14 protein-coding genes are annotated in these 17964 nt (G+C 50.2%); 10 read left to right on the forward strand and 4 right to left on the reverse strand.

The window, feature by feature from the left end; genetic code table 11:
• Positions 1–254 precede the first annotated feature (254 nt).
• The 7 genes from ACR3FE_RS18515 (at position 255) to ACR3FE_RS18545 (ending at position 8459) form a co-directional block, all read left to right on the forward strand.
• The gene (locus ACR3FE_RS18515) at positions 255–1340 is read left to right on the forward strand and encodes a DUF1616 domain-containing protein (protein ID WP_458208911.1); all 1086 of its coding nucleotides are present in this window, start codon (positions 255–257) and stop codon (positions 1338–1340) included.
• A 117-nt stretch (positions 1341–1457) separates the two neighbouring features.
• A complete protein-coding gene (locus tag ACR3FE_RS18520) occupies positions 1458–4346 on the forward strand; it encodes an FtsX-like permease family protein (RefSeq protein WP_458208913.1) in 2889 nt (962 codons plus the stop codon).
• The gene (locus tag ACR3FE_RS18525; RefSeq protein ID WP_458208914.1) at positions 4339–5991 is read left to right on the forward strand and encodes a sodium/phosphate symporter; all 1653 of its coding nucleotides are present in this window, start codon (positions 4339–4341) and stop codon (positions 5989–5991) included. The genes ACR3FE_RS18520 and ACR3FE_RS18525 overlap by 8 nt, the downstream gene beginning before the upstream one ends.
• Positions 5992–6220: 229 nt before the next feature.
• Positions 6221–6394 carry a hypothetical protein gene (locus ACR3FE_RS18530; RefSeq protein WP_458208915.1) on the forward strand — a complete coding sequence of 58 codons (174 nt, stop codon included), beginning with the start codon at positions 6221–6223 and terminating at the stop codon, positions 6392–6394.
• Between the two features lie 17 nt (positions 6395–6411).
• Positions 6412–7632: a glycosyltransferase family 2 protein gene (locus ACR3FE_RS18535; protein WP_458208917.1), complete on the forward strand. Its 1221-nt coding sequence runs from the start codon at positions 6412–6414 to the stop codon at positions 7630–7632.
• 128 nt (positions 7633–7760) lie between these two features.
• A complete protein-coding gene (locus ACR3FE_RS18540; RefSeq protein ID WP_458208918.1) occupies positions 7761–7919 on the forward strand; it encodes a ribbon-helix-helix protein, CopG family in 159 nt (52 codons plus the stop codon).
• Positions 7920–8057: 138 nt separating this feature from the next.
• Positions 8058–8459: a hypothetical protein gene (locus ACR3FE_RS18545; RefSeq protein ID WP_458208919.1), complete on the forward strand. Its 402-nt coding sequence runs from the start codon at positions 8058–8060 to the stop codon at positions 8457–8459.
• Here ACR3FE_RS18545 and ACR3FE_RS18550 read toward each other — a convergent pair.
• Positions 8456–9610, reverse strand: coding sequence for a glycosyltransferase family 4 protein (locus ACR3FE_RS18550; protein ID WP_458208920.1), 1155 nt, complete (start codon positions 9608–9610; stop codon positions 8456–8458). The two genes, ACR3FE_RS18545 and ACR3FE_RS18550, sit on opposite strands and share 4 nt — an antisense overlap.
• Positions 9611–9722: 112 nt before the next feature.
• Between ACR3FE_RS18550 and ACR3FE_RS18555 the strand changes: the two genes are divergently transcribed.
• Together ACR3FE_RS18555 and ACR3FE_RS18560 are read left to right on the forward strand one after the other, a co-directional pair.
• The gene (locus tag ACR3FE_RS18555) at positions 9723–10988 is read left to right on the forward strand and encodes a sulfatase (protein WP_458208978.1); all 1266 of its coding nucleotides are present in this window, start codon (positions 9723–9725) and stop codon (positions 10986–10988) included.
• A gap of 16 nt (positions 10989–11004) precedes the next feature.
• The gene (locus ACR3FE_RS18560; protein ID WP_458208921.1) at positions 11005–12120 is read left to right on the forward strand and encodes a glycosyltransferase family 4 protein; all 1116 of its coding nucleotides are present in this window, start codon (positions 11005–11007) and stop codon (positions 12118–12120) included.
• Positions 12121–12129: 9 nt separating this feature from the next.
• Here ACR3FE_RS18560 and ACR3FE_RS18565 read toward each other — a convergent pair whose 3' ends face one another.
• From ACR3FE_RS18565 to ACR3FE_RS18575, 3 genes are all read right to left on the reverse strand, one after another.
• Complete coding sequence (locus tag ACR3FE_RS18565; protein ID WP_458208922.1) at positions 12130–13737, reverse strand: alkaline phosphatase family protein; 1608 nt, start codon at positions 13735–13737, stop codon at positions 12130–12132.
• Between the two features lie 98 nt (positions 13738–13835).
• Positions 13836–15299, reverse strand: a complete 1464-nt coding sequence (locus tag ACR3FE_RS18570) for a sulfatase family protein (protein WP_458208923.1) — start codon at positions 15297–15299, stop codon at positions 13836–13838.
• 146 nt (positions 15300–15445) lie between these two features.
• Positions 15446–16369 carry a glycosyltransferase family 2 protein gene (locus ACR3FE_RS18575; protein WP_458208924.1) on the reverse strand — a complete coding sequence of 308 codons (924 nt, stop codon included), beginning with the start codon at positions 16367–16369 and terminating at the stop codon, positions 15446–15448.
• Between the two features lie 106 nt (positions 16370–16475).
• Between ACR3FE_RS18575 and ACR3FE_RS18580 the strand changes: the two genes are divergently transcribed.
• Positions 16476–17945: an oligosaccharide flippase family protein gene (locus tag ACR3FE_RS18580; protein WP_458208925.1), complete on the forward strand. Its 1470-nt coding sequence runs from the start codon at positions 16476–16478 to the stop codon at positions 17943–17945.
• The last annotated feature ends 19 nt before the right edge of the window (positions 17946–17964 follow it).

Genomic DNA, 17964 nt, shown 5'->3' on the forward strand with positions numbered 1-17964 from the left:
TTCCCCCACTGCTTGGAGGAGCGTTCGTCAATTAAGAGCCATCAGTGAAATTCACCGAGTCGCTACTCCATTTCTATCCTTGAATTTTAAATATCGTTGCCATAGAAAGGAATACTCTGAAAGAACACCTTCGAACGACGTTCGGTTCTTATAGCTGTCGTGACATTTATTAAGATTGCGTTGTGGTTTTTAATCAATCAATTGTAATGTTACTCCGGGAAGTTTTTATCCGGGTACTTCCCAAAGAGAAGTGAATGTCTCGCGATATTGATCCGTGGCTTCTCCTCCCCGACTCAGTTCGGCGTCTCCCCGCGGATCTTGCTGCTATTATCTGCTTTGTGATCGCGACCTGTATCGTCGTTCTCGTTCCGGGGCTCAATGAGACGCCGATCCGGGCCGTTCTCGGGCTTCCATTCGTCTTATTTCCACCGGGATATGCGTTTATCGCGGCGCTGTTTCCGGAAGCGGGGGGCTCTCCTGTGGATGACGAGGAACTCGAGGATGACACTGAAGAGACGGACGGCGGCACGGATGTCTCACGTTTTCACGACGGTATCGATGGCCTCGAACGGGTTGCATTATCGTTTGGGACGAGCATTGCGATCGTCCCGCTGATCGGTTTGGTGTTGAATTTCACGCCGTGGGGAATCCGGCTCGTTCCCGTCCTTGTGAGCATCAGTGCGTTCACGCTCACCATGACGGGAGTTGCAGCCGTTCGACGATGGGAACTTCCCGAAGACGAGCGGTTTGCAGTCCCATACGAACTCTGGCTTGGTGACGCACGGTCTGAGTTGTTCGAACCGGATACGCGGGCTGATGCGATATTGAACGTCGTGCTCGTGGTGAGTGTGGTACTTGCCGCAGCGAGTGTGACGTATGCCGTTGCAGTTCCAAAGCAGGGAGAGTCATTCTCCGAGTTCTATCTGCTGACCGAGGACGACGATGGAAAGCTAGTGGCAGACGGGTACCCGACGAATTTTACCCAGGGTGAGAGCAAGCCCGTCATTGTCGGCATCGAGAATCACGAACACGAGCGCGAGAATTACAAAGTCGTCATGCTGTTGCAGAACGTCACGATGAAGAATAACTCGACGACGATTCATGACGAGCGTGAGCTCAAGCGATTCCAGACGACACTCGATCAGAACAAGACGTGGCGAACGACGCACCAGATTACGCCGACACTGACTGGAGAGCGATTGCGGTTGGTGTACATGCTGTATACTGATGATGTCCCACAGAATCCGTCTGTTGATAATGCGTATCGGGAACTCCATCTCTGGGTGAACGTGACTGCGAATGGATCCACAGCACAGGCACGAGGCGTTCCGGCATCGTGAGGTGACTTCGTGGGATACCGACGCGCGTTGTTAACGCGGTGGTCGCGACGGGATAAGCTGGCAGTCGTGGTTATTGCGGTTACTGTGGGGTTTTTGACCGGGACGACGCTGGTTGTCATGGCCACAAGTTCGCAGACAACCACGATCGCCGAAGAGTACGCACCGACCGGGCAAGTGATACAATACGAGTCAGTCAGTGCAGCGCGAAACGGAGCACCACAGTCTGCACTCGTCATTCCGATTGCGGAGGTCACACTCCCTGATGGAAAAACACGCTACGTCGCAGGAATTTCACCCGAGAGGCGAGACGCATTTGCAGGGCAGATTTCCACCCCTCCTGAGACGGGTGTCTCGAGTGGGATTCGACAGACTACCGGGAAGCAACAGCTTCAGGGACACCAAGGGAGTGAGAGTGTTCGCGTCGAACCACGACCAACAGAAAACGATGTGCTGCCACCACAGTGGTATCTCGGTCGTCCGGCGGTAGTCGATCAATTGGGGCCAACGGGTGCAGTGGTTATCACACCGGCAAATGCACACTCACCAGTGCCTGATAACGGCAGTCCCATTCGTGCTGCTCTCGCCTTTTTCATCGCAGGTACACGTCAACTCCTCGCCGTCGTGACAGTGACGGCAGTCGGTGGGGCTGTCCTCACCGCCGTGACGGTACACAGTGTGACGCGAATGACCGTCCGTGATCGACGAGAAGCGATTCGCGTCCTTCGGGCGACTGGTGGGACGCCGAGCACGATCCGGCGGTTGTTCGCGCTCAGGTCGGGGTTACTCACACTCGTTGGAATCGCACTCGGGTACGCGTTCGGTGTGATTCTCACCCGAAGTGCTGCGAATCTGGCCGTCTTTGCAGGTGTGCCAACATCGTTGGCGATTCGGGTGACAGGGGAGATCGCGATGATTTTGATCGGGATATTCCTTGGTGTCCTTGGTGTTGGGATTGTTGCTGGGTGGCTTGCGTCGTGGCCGGCGACGAATCGACCGCCCGCGGCCCGTTGGGACACCACAATTTCCGCTGCTGACCATCATGATGACGATGGACTGTGGCACCGGCTTCGATCCCCGTTTCACCTACTTGATTGGCGACCCCTCGTTCCGAGTGTCGCATCGCTTGCTGTATTCGCGACGATTGCGATCGTCCTCCTCTCGTTTGTCGGTGTCGCAAGTCCGCTATTGACGACCTCAGGGACGACGATCACTGAACCTGGGGCGGTACATCCCGTCGCCAGTAAAGTACCGACACAGTATGCCAGTGTGCTTCGCGCCGATGGCATTGCAGCAAGTCCCGAAATCCTCGTTTTCACTGTCCACGATGGAAATCCGGTGGTGGTTCGGGGTGCGAACTATAGCGCGTTCGCGACGGTGTCGAATGCGACCCTCGTCCGTGGGCAGAGGCCAAGCGGTTCGGAGGAGGCTGTCGTTGGGGCCGACCTCGCACGGACATTGGATGTCGGTGTAGGTGATCGATTAACGCTCGGTGGGAGTACGACGTCAACGGTTGCACAGGTGCAAGTTGTGGGCGTTTTCTCTGCACCCGGCCCCTTTGATGACCAATTGCTCGTCTCGTTGCCGACGGCACGGCATTTGTCGAGAGCCCAGTCGGGGATGGTCAATTTCATCCGGACGAACCAACGGCTCAAGCAGTCCAATACGTCGGCTTCGGGGATTACCGTCCTCGACGTGAGTGCCTCAGACCGAGTGACCGAGAATCAGTCACTCCCCGTTCGAATCACGGTCAAGAACCTCGGGGCGTCTAAGGTAAGACGGGAGATTCCGGTCACGCTTGGGACGGAGACGAGGACAGTGTCCGTTCACCTAGAGCCGACTGCACAGCGGACGGTCACGGTTCAGTTTGCGGCGAATCAAACCGGGGCTAAGACGCTTCGCGTGCGTGAGTATACACAGAATGTCACCATCGTCGAGTCTGATTCGCTTCAGCTTCGTGGGTTGCCCAGGCAGGTTCCACCCGGCAGTGAACCGCTTGTCACAGTCACGACAGCATCTGGAACCCCTGTTCAGGGGGCGACCATCAGTGTTGGGAACCAGACCGTTCGAACGAATGCGAATGGATCTACCCGAGTGCCATTTGAATCGGTGGGTACGGTACAGGTAACCGTTCAATATCAGGATCAGACCATCGAACAAATGGTTCGTGTTCGTCACACTGCCGAGCGAGTCCCGAGTGCGACGATTCAAATCCAGCCGACCCGCCCGACGATCACATCGCAGCCGACTGCACGGGTACAGTTACGAAATCCGTGGAACACCACCATTGACCGGCAGATTACGCTGACCTATGGTGGGAAGACGTACACGCGGAACGTTTCACTCCCGCCGGGGGGACGAACAACATTCGAGATTCAAGTAGGGCGGCACACACCCGGGACGCACACGCTTCGGGTCACGAGTGAGGGGCAGTCACTGGGGACACACTCGTTCACCGTCACGGGAGATGACCGCCTGGTCGCGGCGTACATGCACAGTGGAAACGGTGCGACCGGCACTGGTATCGGGAATGCACTCACGACCGCTGTTGGGAATCTTAATCTCCTTGTAGGGATACTCGTGGCACTCGCTGCGTTAATGACGATTGGGAGTACGACGGCCACGCTCGCGTATGCTGTCCACACACGTCGACGTGCGATTGGTGTGTATCGAGCGACCGGTGTGGCTCCGTGGCAACTCGTCAAACTCGTCCTGTCCGATGTCCTGTGGCTTGCCGTCCCGACGATAGGGCTCGCACTGGTTATTGCATTCCTCGCAACTGTTGCGTTTGCGCACTTCGATTTGCTCACGCTCTATGGGATTCGGATTAGACCGATGCTGTCGCCTGTGGCGGTGGTCGGAATAGTCGCCGTTGGAATCGTGATTATGCTAACGAGTGCACTCCTCGTTGTCGCTGGATTGCTCAAACAGACCCCAACGACGTTGATGGCTACTGATCGCGGTGGCAATCCTGAGACGGGACAGGCACGGGGGGAGTTGTATGAGTAATCGTCGGCCGTATCTGCTCGTTGGTGTGGCGGTGTTCATGGTCGCAGTTGCGATGCGAACGATACCCCTGTACTGGAGTTATCTCCCGTTCAATCTCGACGGGTTCCAGTTCGCTGCACCAGCTCGGTATGCGCTTCAGCATGGCCATCTTCCGAGTGCGGAACCGTATTTCCAACCGGATAAATACAGCTTCTCGGCGTTGCTCACTATCGTGAGTCAGGTAACCGGTGTCTCACCACTTCGCATTGCACAGCCGTTGATCGCGGTCATCGGGGCAGTACCATGTCTTGTGGCTGTGATTTTAGTGCGCCGTATCGGGATGCAGCGTAGATGGCAAGTATCACAGACACGCCTCACGGCGGCTGTTGCCGGGCTTGTCTTGGCCGTCGAGGGGATCTATCTCGGTCGGTCTGCTGCCGTGACGAGTGAGGGCGCTGGTATTGTTTTCGTGGCGGTTCTTGCAGTGGTGTTCTACCGTGCCTTGCGGACAGGACGGTTTTCGTGGATGCTTCTATCGTTCGTGTTCGTTTTTCTGTTACCATTGACGCACGTCCTTGCGACGATTGAAGGTGCGTTGGTGGTCACTGCGTTGCTCTCGCTCTCCGTGCGCCGATTCCAGGTACGTGACCTGCGATTCGGTGGGCTCCTTGTTGGGATGTTCTGGCTCTATCTGGTGGGATATTATTCGATCTTGGGGATGGGGGAGATGGGACGTCTGACGGCCGCTCCCGGATTATTCGTGGCGTGGCTGGTCGTGCTTGTAGTGCTCAGTATGTGGGTACCGACGACAAGGACGCGACTGCAACGTGGGCTTCCACTGGGACTCTTGATCGTCGGATGTGCAGTGTTCGTCGCGAATTTTTTCGTACCAGTGTTTCCTGGCACGGCTGCAACACCATCGCTGGTCTTGCTGTTGACGGCACCCGTCGCACTCAGTAGCATCATTGCTAGTTGGGGACTCCCGTATGTCACGACTATCGATACAGACGGCGAAGTCGTGGTTGCCTTGCTGTTTGGCCCGCTTGCGCTGATTGGCTTCGCGCTCACTGGCGGTCTCACGGTTGCGTATCAGGATATCGTCGCTCGAGGGCAGATATTCCTGCATCTAGCTGCCGTGGTGCTTGCGGCGCTGGCAGTCGTTGCCGTAGGAAATCGATCTGTGACTGGAAGTCGGTTTATTGGGGGGCTTCGGGCTACTCTCATTCCGTTCTTGGTACTGAGTGCGGTTGTAAGTACTCCCCTGGCATTTCTTGGACTGCACGCCACACCCGCCCAACCTGTGACGACACCCGACGAGTTTGAGGCGACTACGTTCGCTACGACGCATGTGCCAGAAGCATGGAGCAGTGATGGACACATCTCTCGCATAGCATCGTACTACTATCCGACGCGAACGAACGCTAGCTATCGCCCGGTGTACCAATGGCTATATGGCAACGAGCAGCCACCGCGCTGTCTAGTCGTTTCACAGTCGTCATGGACAACTGTTGGCGCACAACTCTTTCCAGCAGCACCAACACAACTTAAAGATGAACGGTACACGATGTGGCTTCTCTCCAGACAAGTAGTGTATACAACAAGTAGCAGTGATTCGATTGTGTTTTCTCGCTCACAAGGCGCTGAGTCTGAATTTTGTCGAATTTAAATTCCGTTCCCAACCGTCAGTAACCTACTTATATCTTTCGTCTTCACTTAAATTGGTTTTGATCAGTTGCAGAAAGCTTATGCCGTATTGCTGAAAATGAATAAGGTGCACAAATATCACAATATCAGACATGTGGAGAAACCATTATTAATATGACACTTAGAAGCGAGTTAACTCTTCAAGCACGACAAATGGGCTCGAATTTGAGGAAATCGAAGTAGTTTGAACTATGTCACGATATCCAAAACCAGCACGCGCAGCAGCGATCAAATGTATTGCCTGCAACGCGCCCGTCACTAAGACGGTCGATGGGTCGTACGCCTGCGTCGGATGTGGCGAATCTCCCATCACGCCACGTGCACCGACCCGACAAGAACGAGAACCAGCACCAGCAGACGATTGAAACAACTGACACGCTAAATGGCAACACAAGAGTACCACAGTACCACAGAAACGGACGAACAGTATACCAAACAGAGTAGCGCCACTGGCGACGAGTTGCTCTTCGGGGCGGATAGCGAAGTCACGCCCACGTTGAGCGTTATCATGCCGACGCTCAACGAGGAGGGGGGCATCCGTAAGTGCATCGAGATGGTCAAGCGCGGGATCAGTAAAATCGGCGTGACGACCGAGATCATCATCAGTGACAGTTCGAGTGATCGCACGCCCGAAATTGCTCGTGAGATGGGGGCGATCGTCGTCGAGCCTGACAAGCCGGGCTATGGGTACGCCTACCAGTATGCGTTCAAACACGCTCGTGGGGAGTACATCGCAATTGGTGATGCGGACACGACGTATGACTTTGAGGATCTTCCTCGGTTGATGGACAAAGTCATTGACGGCGAAGCGGAGATGGTAATGGGCAGTCGGCTCGGGGGTGAGATCAAGCCCGGCGCGATGCCGAAGTTGCATCAGTACATCGGGAATCCGTTGTTGACGAAGTTCCTGAACGTGTTCTACGGGGCAGGAGTGAGTGACGCCCACAGTGGGTTCCGTGTTATTGACCGTGAGGCGCTTGACAAGTTGGATCTGAAGACGAGTGGCATGGAATTTGCGAGCGAGATGATCATGGAAGCGGGGGCGCGGGACATGACGATCGAGGAGGTTCCCATCACGTATCACGAACGTGAAGGAGATGCGACGCTCGACAGCTTCAGTGATGGCTGGCGGCACGTGAAGTTCATGCTCGTCAACGCGCCGGGCTATCTGTTCTCGGTTCCGGCGATGGTGTTATCCGGGATTGGGTTGCTTGTGATGGCGCTCGCCTACTTTGGGATTTCGATTGGTGGGGTGCATGTTGGTCTGCATTCGATGATCGCTGGGAGTTTGCTGGCGATCGGTGGCTATCAGGTCGGGAGTCTCGGTGTATTTGCGACCGTTGCTGGAAATCCGATTAAGCAGTCGCAACAGCCCGTGATGGGATGGTTGTTGAAGCGGTTGCAGCTCGAGCACGCAGCGACGCTTGGGTTGTTGATGTTTGCTGGAGGTGCAACGTATGCTGGGTACTTGCTGGTGCAGTGGGTGACGAGTGGCTTCGTTGAGTTGCCGCTGTTGATGGACGACATTGTGGCGTTCACGGCGATAATACTGGGTGTGCAAACGGTGTTCTCGTCGTTCTTCATGAGCGCAATTGCTGAGTAGGCCGATCCTCGGTTCGTTTCTTATTGATTCTCATCGCTCTGTGGACACGCTCGTCATTCGTTTCATACCGCGCTGGCAGTCGTCCGTCTGACGTACATATTTATGCTTTGTCGACAGACATCTTTCACATGCAATCTGGGGATCTTGATATGCCGACGGTCACGATCGAACTCACGGAGGAGGAACTCGAACAGATCGACGACATCGCGTTCGCCGATCATCGCGACAACCGCGACGCAGCGATACGCACCCTTCTCGACGAGTGGCTGAAAGAAACGGACGACTAGAGCCGTCGCAGGTTTCGACCACGTAGTTCTAGTCTGCAGATTCCGGACTGTGTGTTCGTAGGGCGTCTCCGGGTCAGTTGCGCCGCTAGTTACTCGAGGCAGAGTATCATTATCTGATTGGCTGTCGAACAGTCACCTATGCTTGAACGACTGCTCGTGGTGTTCGGGTTGATCGAGATTTTCGCTCCGGATCAGCTCGTCGACCGGTCGGAATCGCTCGCGTTCGAGAATATGGGGGACTGCACGCTGAAGTCGTGGGTTCGAACGGCTGTTCGGGTCGAGGGAGTCATATTCGTCGTACTTGGCGTGCGAGGGCGTTCGTCAGCGTTTAGACGGTGGCTCGGTGTATTGGGTCTCCCCGCCCTCTTGATGCCGAGACGGTATCTCGCGTTTAGTATGAACATCGCCTACGAGAACCCGACTGAGTGTGAATGGAAGCCGTGGGTCGTTCCTCTGACGCGTCTGTTAGGATTGGTGTACGTGCTTGTTTCACTTCGAGAGGTGAGTAGTCGGTCGGAAGAGACCAATAACGAGAGCTAGCTTTTGAGGGTGTTTCGATAGACAGTCTCAGCTCGTGCGGCAACTCTATCCCAGTCGAATTTCTCGGCCCGCTTGGTTGGTGACTGCACAGGACGTTCGTTGTTCAATGCATGCCCGAGTGCACTGGCAACACCGTCAACGGTTGGTTCGGTGAGATATCCTGCGTTTTCAACCACTTCTCCGGCTGCAGATTCGGGATGGTCGGCCGCAATGACCGTACAGTTAGCTGCCATCGCTTCAGCGTAGGTAATTCCGAAGCCTTCTCGGGTAGAAGGCGATGCAAACACGTCTGCAGCCCGCATATGTCCTAGAACGTTCTCATACTCGTCGAGGAATCCGAGGAAGATTACTTGACTGGTGTGGTTAAGTGTCGAAGCTTGTTTTCGGAGCCGGTCAGCCTCAGGGCCGTCCCCAATAATTCCAAGTGTTATCTCGTGCTGAGCAGCCACTCGGTCAAAGGCGTTGAGAAGGACGTCAACCCGCTTGTCAGCAATCAGTCGCCCGGCAAAAAGTACGTCAAACCCAAATCCACCGTCAGCGCGGTAGGGTGTTTTGGGTATCGGAGCCGATTGGATTTGATTGACGTCGATACCATTATGGATCACCTCTATCTCGTCTTGGGATGGGCCAATTTCTGCAAGACGATCCGCGGTGATGCCGGAGACGGCAATCGGATGTTGCGGGACACGGGCAGTAAGATGTTCAATGATTTTGCCCCCCGGTGCGAGTACACCGAGGTAGTCGTCCCAGTAGTCTCGCCAGACCTCATGCCAAGTAGTTACAACAGGTGTGTCAGTGCCGAGACTAGCGATCTTTGAACTCAGTACTGGGAAATAGGGAAAGACACTTGCGACGACAAGATCGTGTTCGTTAATTCGGCGACGGAGAATCGGAGCGAGCCTGGTGGCAAAGTCGATTGCTTCGGTGATAGAGCGGCGCCCTTCCTCTTGATAGAGCTCAGCAGCGGGAGCCGCAGCTCGGAGAGTGAGCCCATCCTTGGTGATTTCGGTGGGGCCATCCCAGAAGTGCCGCCCATAGACGGTAACCTTGTGTCCTTTGTTTGTGAGGCGCGTCCCGATCTCATGGATTCGTTTCTGTGCGCCTCCAGTTACGTAGGGATAGACAACATTAGAGACGAAAGCAATATCCATTGGTCATTCTTCAATACTACAGTACCAATGACTTTTCGATACTGAATTAGAGACAACCGACGACTCTTTGAAATACAAAAATACTTTTATTACTAAGCAGGAGGTGGAGATGATGACTGATAATTGGAACAACGTGATTCTTCTTTCTGCTGATGCCCTTCGGGCAGATCACCTCTCCTGCTACGGTTACGATAGGAAGACGTCTCCTGAACTCGATAGGCTTGCCTCCGAAAGTCTCAGGTTCACAAATGCGTACAGCGCAAGTTCCCATACCCGCGAGGCTGTCCCTGCGCTTTTGACCGGGAAGTTCCCCGATAAGGCAATCAATAAGAGCTATCGCTTGGCCAGTGAAACCGTTGCTTCCGTTCTCTCCCGCGAAGGCTTCGCAACTGCCGGGTTCCACTCAAACCCCTACGTCTCACGAGCGTACGGGTTTGACGAAGGATTCGATAAGTTCGATGATGACCTTCACTTTGGGAAGCACAAATTCATTGCGCTGGCACAGCGAGCGTTCGATAAACTCCGAAACCGACACTACGCGAGGGCATGGGAAATCAACGAACGATCGCTGGAGTGGATCGATTCGTTAGACGATGGACAGCCATTCTTCCTGTGGAACCACTACATGGATACTCACGGGCCATACGAACCACCTGAAGAATACCGAGAAATCTTCCATGATAAGAGGGTGTCAGACAAGGACGCTCAGGCACTTTACAAACGAGCAATTCAAAAGCCTAATTCAATTACTGATGGAGAACGAGAACAGTTGATTGACCTTTACGACGCTGAAATCCGTCTAAATGATGAATACATTGGGCGATTTCTCAAATCATTATCCGAGCGTGGGTTACTAGAGAATACGCTCATCGTTATCACTGCTGACCACGGGGACGCATTCGGCGAGCATGGATATTTCGAACATCCCCGGTACCTACATCAAGAACTAACGCATGTTCCCCTGTTCGTCCGAGTCCCGGACGGAACGAGTGAGACTGTGGATGCCCCAGTCAGCACTCTAGATGTTGCGGTGACTATCTCTGAGAATGCTGAGTACAACGCTCATTCATATCATCGCTCGCTCTTGTCCAAGCATTCTTCCTCTCGGACGGTTTTCTCCCAAGCTCGTGGTGAGGGTGAGTATAAACATATCCGACGATTTGCAGTCCAGTCGGAGCATGGCGAGTGCTTCGCCGAATGGGATGGAAAAGATCAGACGATTTCCGTCAAATCGTGTTCTGATGACGACCTAGCTGGGTCGTTGCGAAATTACGTCAGAGAACGTGTCGAACAGATTGACTCAACAGACGAAGATGATGGTGAAAAGGTTGACGAGGAAATTGAACGGCGATTGAGCGCACTTGGGTACAAGGAGTGATTGGATGCATATTGCTATGATCCAGGACGATTGGTGGCCTCGAACGGGTGGTGGGCCAGTCCACGTTCGCGAACTCGCAATTTCCCTCGCCGAACAGTACGGACATAATATCGATATCTATACACGAGCATTACGTCAGGATGGACGTTCCCATACAGACAGTGAGACGTACGCTGACGGCCTAGTTTCAGTCACACGGTTGAAACCCTGCACCGAGTACTGGAATGCGTTCGGTCGCGTTACATCCCTTGTCACCCCACTCCCAGCACTCCTTGCGAAAGATTACGATATCATACATGGGCATACGTTCCTTCCAGCGGTTCCGACACGCTTCGGTAGCATGCTATCTGACGCAGCAACCGTCTTTACTGTCCATGGAACTGCAATAACATCAGGAGTTGGCCATGATACATCTCTCCTTGGAGATTTAAAACTCCAGATTGAACGCCAGTTCGTACTTGAATTCGATTACGACCACGTCATCTCTGTGAATACAGAGCACCTCGATCTCTTAGCAGACCACCATTCGAATCTTTCGCCTGTTCCGAACGGTGTTGACCTAGATCGGTTTGATGTAGCCACCGAGTCAGAAGATGAAATTCTATTTCTCGGTCGTCTTGCGCCCAAGAAGCGTGTTAGCGATCTCATAGATGCATTTGCATTGATTGCAGCGGACTTTCCCAAAACAGAGCTCGTGATTGTGGGAACTGGGCCTCTAGAGGAAGAACTCAAAACACAAGCCGCCCAGTATGACGTCGCGAATCGTATTCGGTTCGAAGGGCGTGTCTCTGACGATGCAATACCACACCATTATCGTCAAGCGCGTCTGTTTGTCTTACCATCTGTCTGGGAAGGTCATCCATTGACACTTTTGGAAGCTTGGGCTGCTGAACTTCCGGTTATTACGAGTGACGTAGAGGGAATAGCAGAGTTCGTCGAACATGAAGAAACTGGCTATCTCGTACCACCCAAGTCACCAGAGAAATTAGCGGATGCTCTTCGATACAGCCTCTCGAATCCGGAGGTGGCTTCAGAATGGGCTACGAATGCATATGAGTTGGCGAAAGCGGAATACTCCTGGGATGGTGTCGCTGCCCGAACCAATGAAATCTACGAGCGGATTACGGACTAGCTGGACTAGTTATTCCATGTAGCCAAGGTCGGCAAGTCGGTCTTCAACACTTCTGGTGTCGTTATCGGACTTCTGATTGATATAATTGCCAGCAAGCTCATCCCAATCTTTGCGTTCTACAGTCTCCTCGAAACCGGGGAGAACTGTTCCATCCGTATTCGAATCGACTGGAATCCCAAGCGCAGCGGCGATTGTTGGTGCAATGTCGTAGATTTTGGCTTGGTCAATGTTGCCAAGGGAGTGATCTGAAATGAGGATGCCCTCTGACTTGTGGTTTTTGTGTGGATTTCGACGGAAGGTGTCGAGGATAGAGCCACTTACGTCATATTGGTAATCACGAGGTACAAGGAGGATATCGGGGGCGTCTTCAAGATGTTTTCCGCTGTAGACCGCCTCTCGAGGTTTTACTTCATCGAATACTAGGTTTCCGTCTGGGTCTCGCACTTTCCGGAGTTTGGTCATGAGTTCTTCGCGTTCATTATCGTACTCGTGTTTTGGGATGATACCTTCGGGATCGCGTCCCTTGACGTTGAGGTGAATCCCAAGGCTGTTGAAATACAACTGAAAAGCCTTCGAGTTCTCATGATCGACGACTTGATTCTGCGCCGCAATGAGTGCCTCTTCAGGCAATAGGCGTTCGACAGTCTCAGCTAACCCGATCTTCGAGAGCCCACGATGGATTTTTTGCGGTGAGAACCCGATCTGAGTGAGTATATCAGATACTACTTTGACACTACTCCCCAGGTTACTTGACTTTGAGTCGTTATTGACATCGCCCTTTAATTTCGATTTTTCTTGGCGGAAGTACTCTACGTCGCCTTCAGTCGTTTCACAGTAGCCGTTATCTGCTAACCAAGAATTAATGTAGAACGTCCACTCGTAGTTGCCCATTCCATGATCTGAGACAATGAATACACGGGTATCTTTGTCACCGAGGTCAATGATGTCATCCACAAACGAATCGATTTCCTTGAGAATTTCACGGATCATAAACCGGTTATCAAGATCATGGAAAATTGAGTCTGTCACCTGAAATTGAACAGCCATGAGATCCCAATTATATCGTTCATCAAGGAAACGGGCCATATCGCGTCGGCATCGGGCTACATCAATATATTCCTCAACCTCGTCATCATCAGAACCATAGTTTGGATAAATACGGTAGGAACCATATTTGTCTTCAAATTCACTCCGAATCTCTAGGGGGAAGAAGTCCACATCTTCTGTGGCTAAGTAGCCTGGTATGATTGCACCCTCATTTAAATTTGTTGTTGGATGAGTGACTGGATAATTGATAATGAGTGGAACCATCTCATTCGAATCTACGGCCTCGTTTAGATAGAGCGAATCAACGTCAGACCGATCAATGAGGTTTTTATCGTATCCATTTGATGTGAAGAAATCGAAGACGCCATGTTTTCCAGGATTTCTACCAGAAAGCAGTGATGGCCAGGCACACGGGGTCCAAGGGGGGTGCGTGCTAATTAAATCACAATATGTTCCATTCTCACTCAATGACGAAAGATTTGGTAAGGTGCAATCAGCCAACCACTCGCTTATTTCACTATCTCCTATCCCGTCTAACCCAATAAGAATAACTTGTTGGTCACCGGCCATCGTTAAACGAATTCTGAGATGGACGTATATGAATTAATTGCTTTCCGAACAATCCTGGAGATTCTATGGTAGCATCATTTAAGCCATCATTTTTACAGCTACTGAAGGTATCCCAGATCTTCTAGCCTTTGTTTCGTATCTTGCTCCATTTTAGTGTTGCTTTTGCCAGTAGCCCTCACCAAGTCACCCACCGCATCATAGAGCATGTCTTTATGCTCATTTACTATTTCGATATGATGTTCCGAAATGTCCTGATCTTCACCATTGAATTCATTTATTTTATAAAGCTCTTCTGAACCATCTGTTCCCTCGATAAATTTCCACTCTTTTGTATGGATTGATCGGAGTGCTCGATCGTAGCGTTCAATATTTTTATTTATTTCGCTTACATGTTTCTTTAGAGCCTCTTGCGATGGTTGAGGTTCAAGATACTCTGCAATAGTGAAATCACGGCCGTAGTCGGAATTATCTGGATGAACGAGACTATTTGATGAAGTGGACTCTTCAGAATACTCTGTTGGGGCACCAATGATTTCCAGAATAGTAGGAAAGAGGTCACGAAGTTCGACTAATTCATCAAACTGCCTATCCTCAGGGAAATATTTAGGATGGCGACATATGAGTGGCACATTCGTTAGAGTGTTATAGAGGCAATATTGGTGATCCATTAAGCCGTGGTCACCAATGTTCTCACCATGGTCGCCCACGACGATGAATACAGTATCGTCATATTCGTTAATGGATCGTAAAATTTCGACTAGCTCACCAATTCTATAATCAAGATAATTCAGTTCAGCTTTATAGAGAAGCTCAAGGATCTCAAAGTCCTCATCGTTCATCTCAACTGCGCCGGTTAGGTACTTCCAAGGATCTTGATTTACATCTTGAAATTCCTTGGATTGTATGAATTTCTCTTGGTAATTTTTTGGAGGGTCGTAGGGCAAATGAGGCTCAACATAGTTTACGAATAAGAAAAACGGCGAATTCGATTGCCGGTTTTGAAAGTAATTCTTCAAACGAGAATTAGTTCGAGCTGCACCCGAATCTTCTTGAGTTGAATAATTTAAATATGCGGCATACAGTACATTCGCAAGAGAGGTTAGTGGATTTGCTTGAATTTTGTTCCATAGAATTTTAAACTTCTCTTTAATTGATTCAGCCTTTTCAATAGAGGAGAGGTCGTCCCCTTCCTCAAAAATCTCCCATCTGACTAAGAAATCATCAAAGCCCGCATCAAATCCAAATTCTGGACTTACCCAGGTATTATTTGAATATGCAATTGTGTCGTATCCTTCTTTTTGTACTCGTTCAGCTAAGGTGGCAACCTCTGGATTGAATAACTTCGTTCCTGCATGTGTGTTATGAGAAGATGTATATTGTCCGGTGAACATTGAAGCATGAGACGGGAGGGTCCAGGGACCAGACGTCATGCAATTCTCAAATAAACTTCCTCCTTCCACTAAATTGCGAAGATGTGGCATATCTCCATCCTCAATCATTTGGGATACGATTGATGCACGAGCAGTATCCATAACGAGTAATGCTATGTTTGGTTGTTCCATTGACTGAGAGGAAATCATCCGTTCATATAACAATTCATAATTGGTGTAGTCAGTTTACTCTGCTCAGATTATCCTATATGCAATTGTTGCAACTTATAAACTTCAATAGCCACAAGTGACATCTATAGATTAAAGCGAGTGTGACCCTACCGGACAGGATTCTCCCCTTTGGTCAAGAGTTGAAGGCTTAGCCCAACAATGATACCCATTGCCTTTCTCCAATGGAAACGGAAACGTCGGGTGGTGAAAGGCGAAACCAGTTCGAGCATTATAACTCCAATCATTACCCAGACAAAGAGAGGTGAGTGTCGGAGGTTGCCGTATTTCCTGAAATATCGAAGCCGGTTGCGACCGTGTTTAACTCCGATTGTATAACCTGAATCTTGCTTCGGTGGGTCGAAATGTCGAACCGGTAATTCTGGGTCAATAATCGAGTATTTCCCTTCCTTTTTTAATTCCCAACCTACGGCAATATCTTCAAGCGCTTCTCTTCCTCCGTTATATTGTGGGAAGAGATGGTTAACGATTACTTCCCGGCGATACGCGAAGTTATATCCGGGCATCCAATCTGCTTTAGTGGGGGAGTCAATGCCGATAGAACGTGACTGGATGCCGGCTTTATTGATTTTCCACTCACCTTCTTCAAGAAGAAACACTCGACGAAATATTTTCTCAGCCTTCGTATATGTTCTAAGCCTGTTATCGAACCCAGCGAGACCAACGAAATTTGGATCATCGACTCGGTCAAACCAATTTGCGACCCGTGAGAGATAAGACTCTCCAATCTCTGCATCGTCATCTAATACAAGGATAATATTTCCATTTGATTTCCGTATTCCGGTATTTCGAGCAACTGAGAGACCTGGTGGCCCATTTGACTCAGTGTGTATTAGATCTGTATCCGCTGGTAAAGATTCCCTCATTTCGTCAATAACAACTGGTTCGATACCGCCATCATCAACAATAATGAGCTCAATTGGAGGGTGTGTCTGATTGCCAATTGAGTGAACACATCGTTTCAAATCTTCCAGACGATCTTTAGTCGCGATGATAACTGAAATTGTTTGCATATTCATTAGAAGCGCCATTTTAGAATAACATTTGTCATTTGGTCCGCTTAACTACGTATGTAATCGTCTCCTTTATTAATATGGGTGAAAGAGATTTCCATACTTAATGTCCTCGCGGATCATTCGTGGATTCATTTCCGTTGCAGGGGCAAGAATAGGAGCTATCGCTGTTACGATGATTATTACTCCTCTTCTTGTCCGAACGCTTGGAAGTGATCAATATGGAGAGTACGCCGTTGTCACATCTTTTCTTGGCATGACTATAATAATAATAAACGCAGGAATGTTCGATGGTTTGCGAAAGTTCCTGTCTGAAAATCCGGAATCAGAAATTTGGCGAAATTCGATATTCGGGTTTTATTTCCGATATAGTGCTGCTATCACAGCGGGAGGAGTCATCATAATATTGTTTGCTGTTGCACTTGGGTTGCCACAGTCCATTTTTGGAGCTCACTTTGGTCTTTACTTTGTGTTGGGGGCTGTCATCCTTACTGGGAGACAGTTCTTCCAACTGTCACGAAGTGCCCTAATGGGTCTTAATTTAGAACACCTCTCCGAACCTCTGCGAGTCGTTTCACATGTAATTTTCGGTATAGTGGCATTAGCACTCGTGAGTTTTGGATTTGGAGTCGAAGGAGTACTTCTCGGCCGGATCGTAGCTCTCTTGTCAATAGTGACAATTGGTCTATATTTCGTTAAAAGTTCCATATGTCTCTCTTCTGTCGCTACCCACTTCTCCTTAGACATCCCACGAAGAAATTTGATTTCCTTCAGTGCCTACAGTGTCGTATTTGCATTCCTTACTGAATCACTATATCACACTGATATCCTTCTTCTACAGCCAATGGTGGGTAGTTCCTCGACCGGTTATTATAAAGCAGCATTAATCGTGAGCGAATTTCTTTGGTTCGCACCCGTTTCTATTCAAACAGTTTTTCTTCATGCTACATCGCGAATGTGGGAAGAAGGTAAGCAAGAGCAGATTTCTGAATTAGCAAGTCGAGCTGCGCGTTATACCCTCCTTCTTTCACTTTTACTATCAATAGGGCTTGCAGCATTATCAGAAGAATTTATTAGTTTATATTATGGCTCTGAATTCCAGCCAAGTATTATGCCCCTTCTATTGTTACTTCCAGGAACAATTGGTTTTTCAGTTGCAAGACCAATCTTCGCGATTGGGCAAGGAAAAGGGGCTCTTCGGATATTGATTGGTGCTACAGGAGCTGCTGCAGTGATAAATTTGGCACTTAACCTTATCCTCATCCCAGAGTTTGGAATGAGAGGAGCGGCTGTCGCAACTAGCATTGGTTATGGGTCTATGCTATTTTTCCACATATATGCAGCTAGGAGAATTGGGTTTGATCCTCTCTCAGATTTGCGTTTGTTTCGAGTTCTACTGACGGCAGGAGTGGCACTTCCACTAATCTTCGGCATTGCATCGTATATTAGCTCAAATATTATTTCATTGTTCATTGTCCCGTTTTTTGGGTTATTAGTGTTTACTACATTATCAATTACATTTGGAGCAGTCACAAAATCAGAAATCAGTGCATTGTGGTCAAATTTTGATATCTAATATAAAATATCCCTATATT

It is taken from the genome of Haladaptatus rarus, from assembly GCF_054177585.1.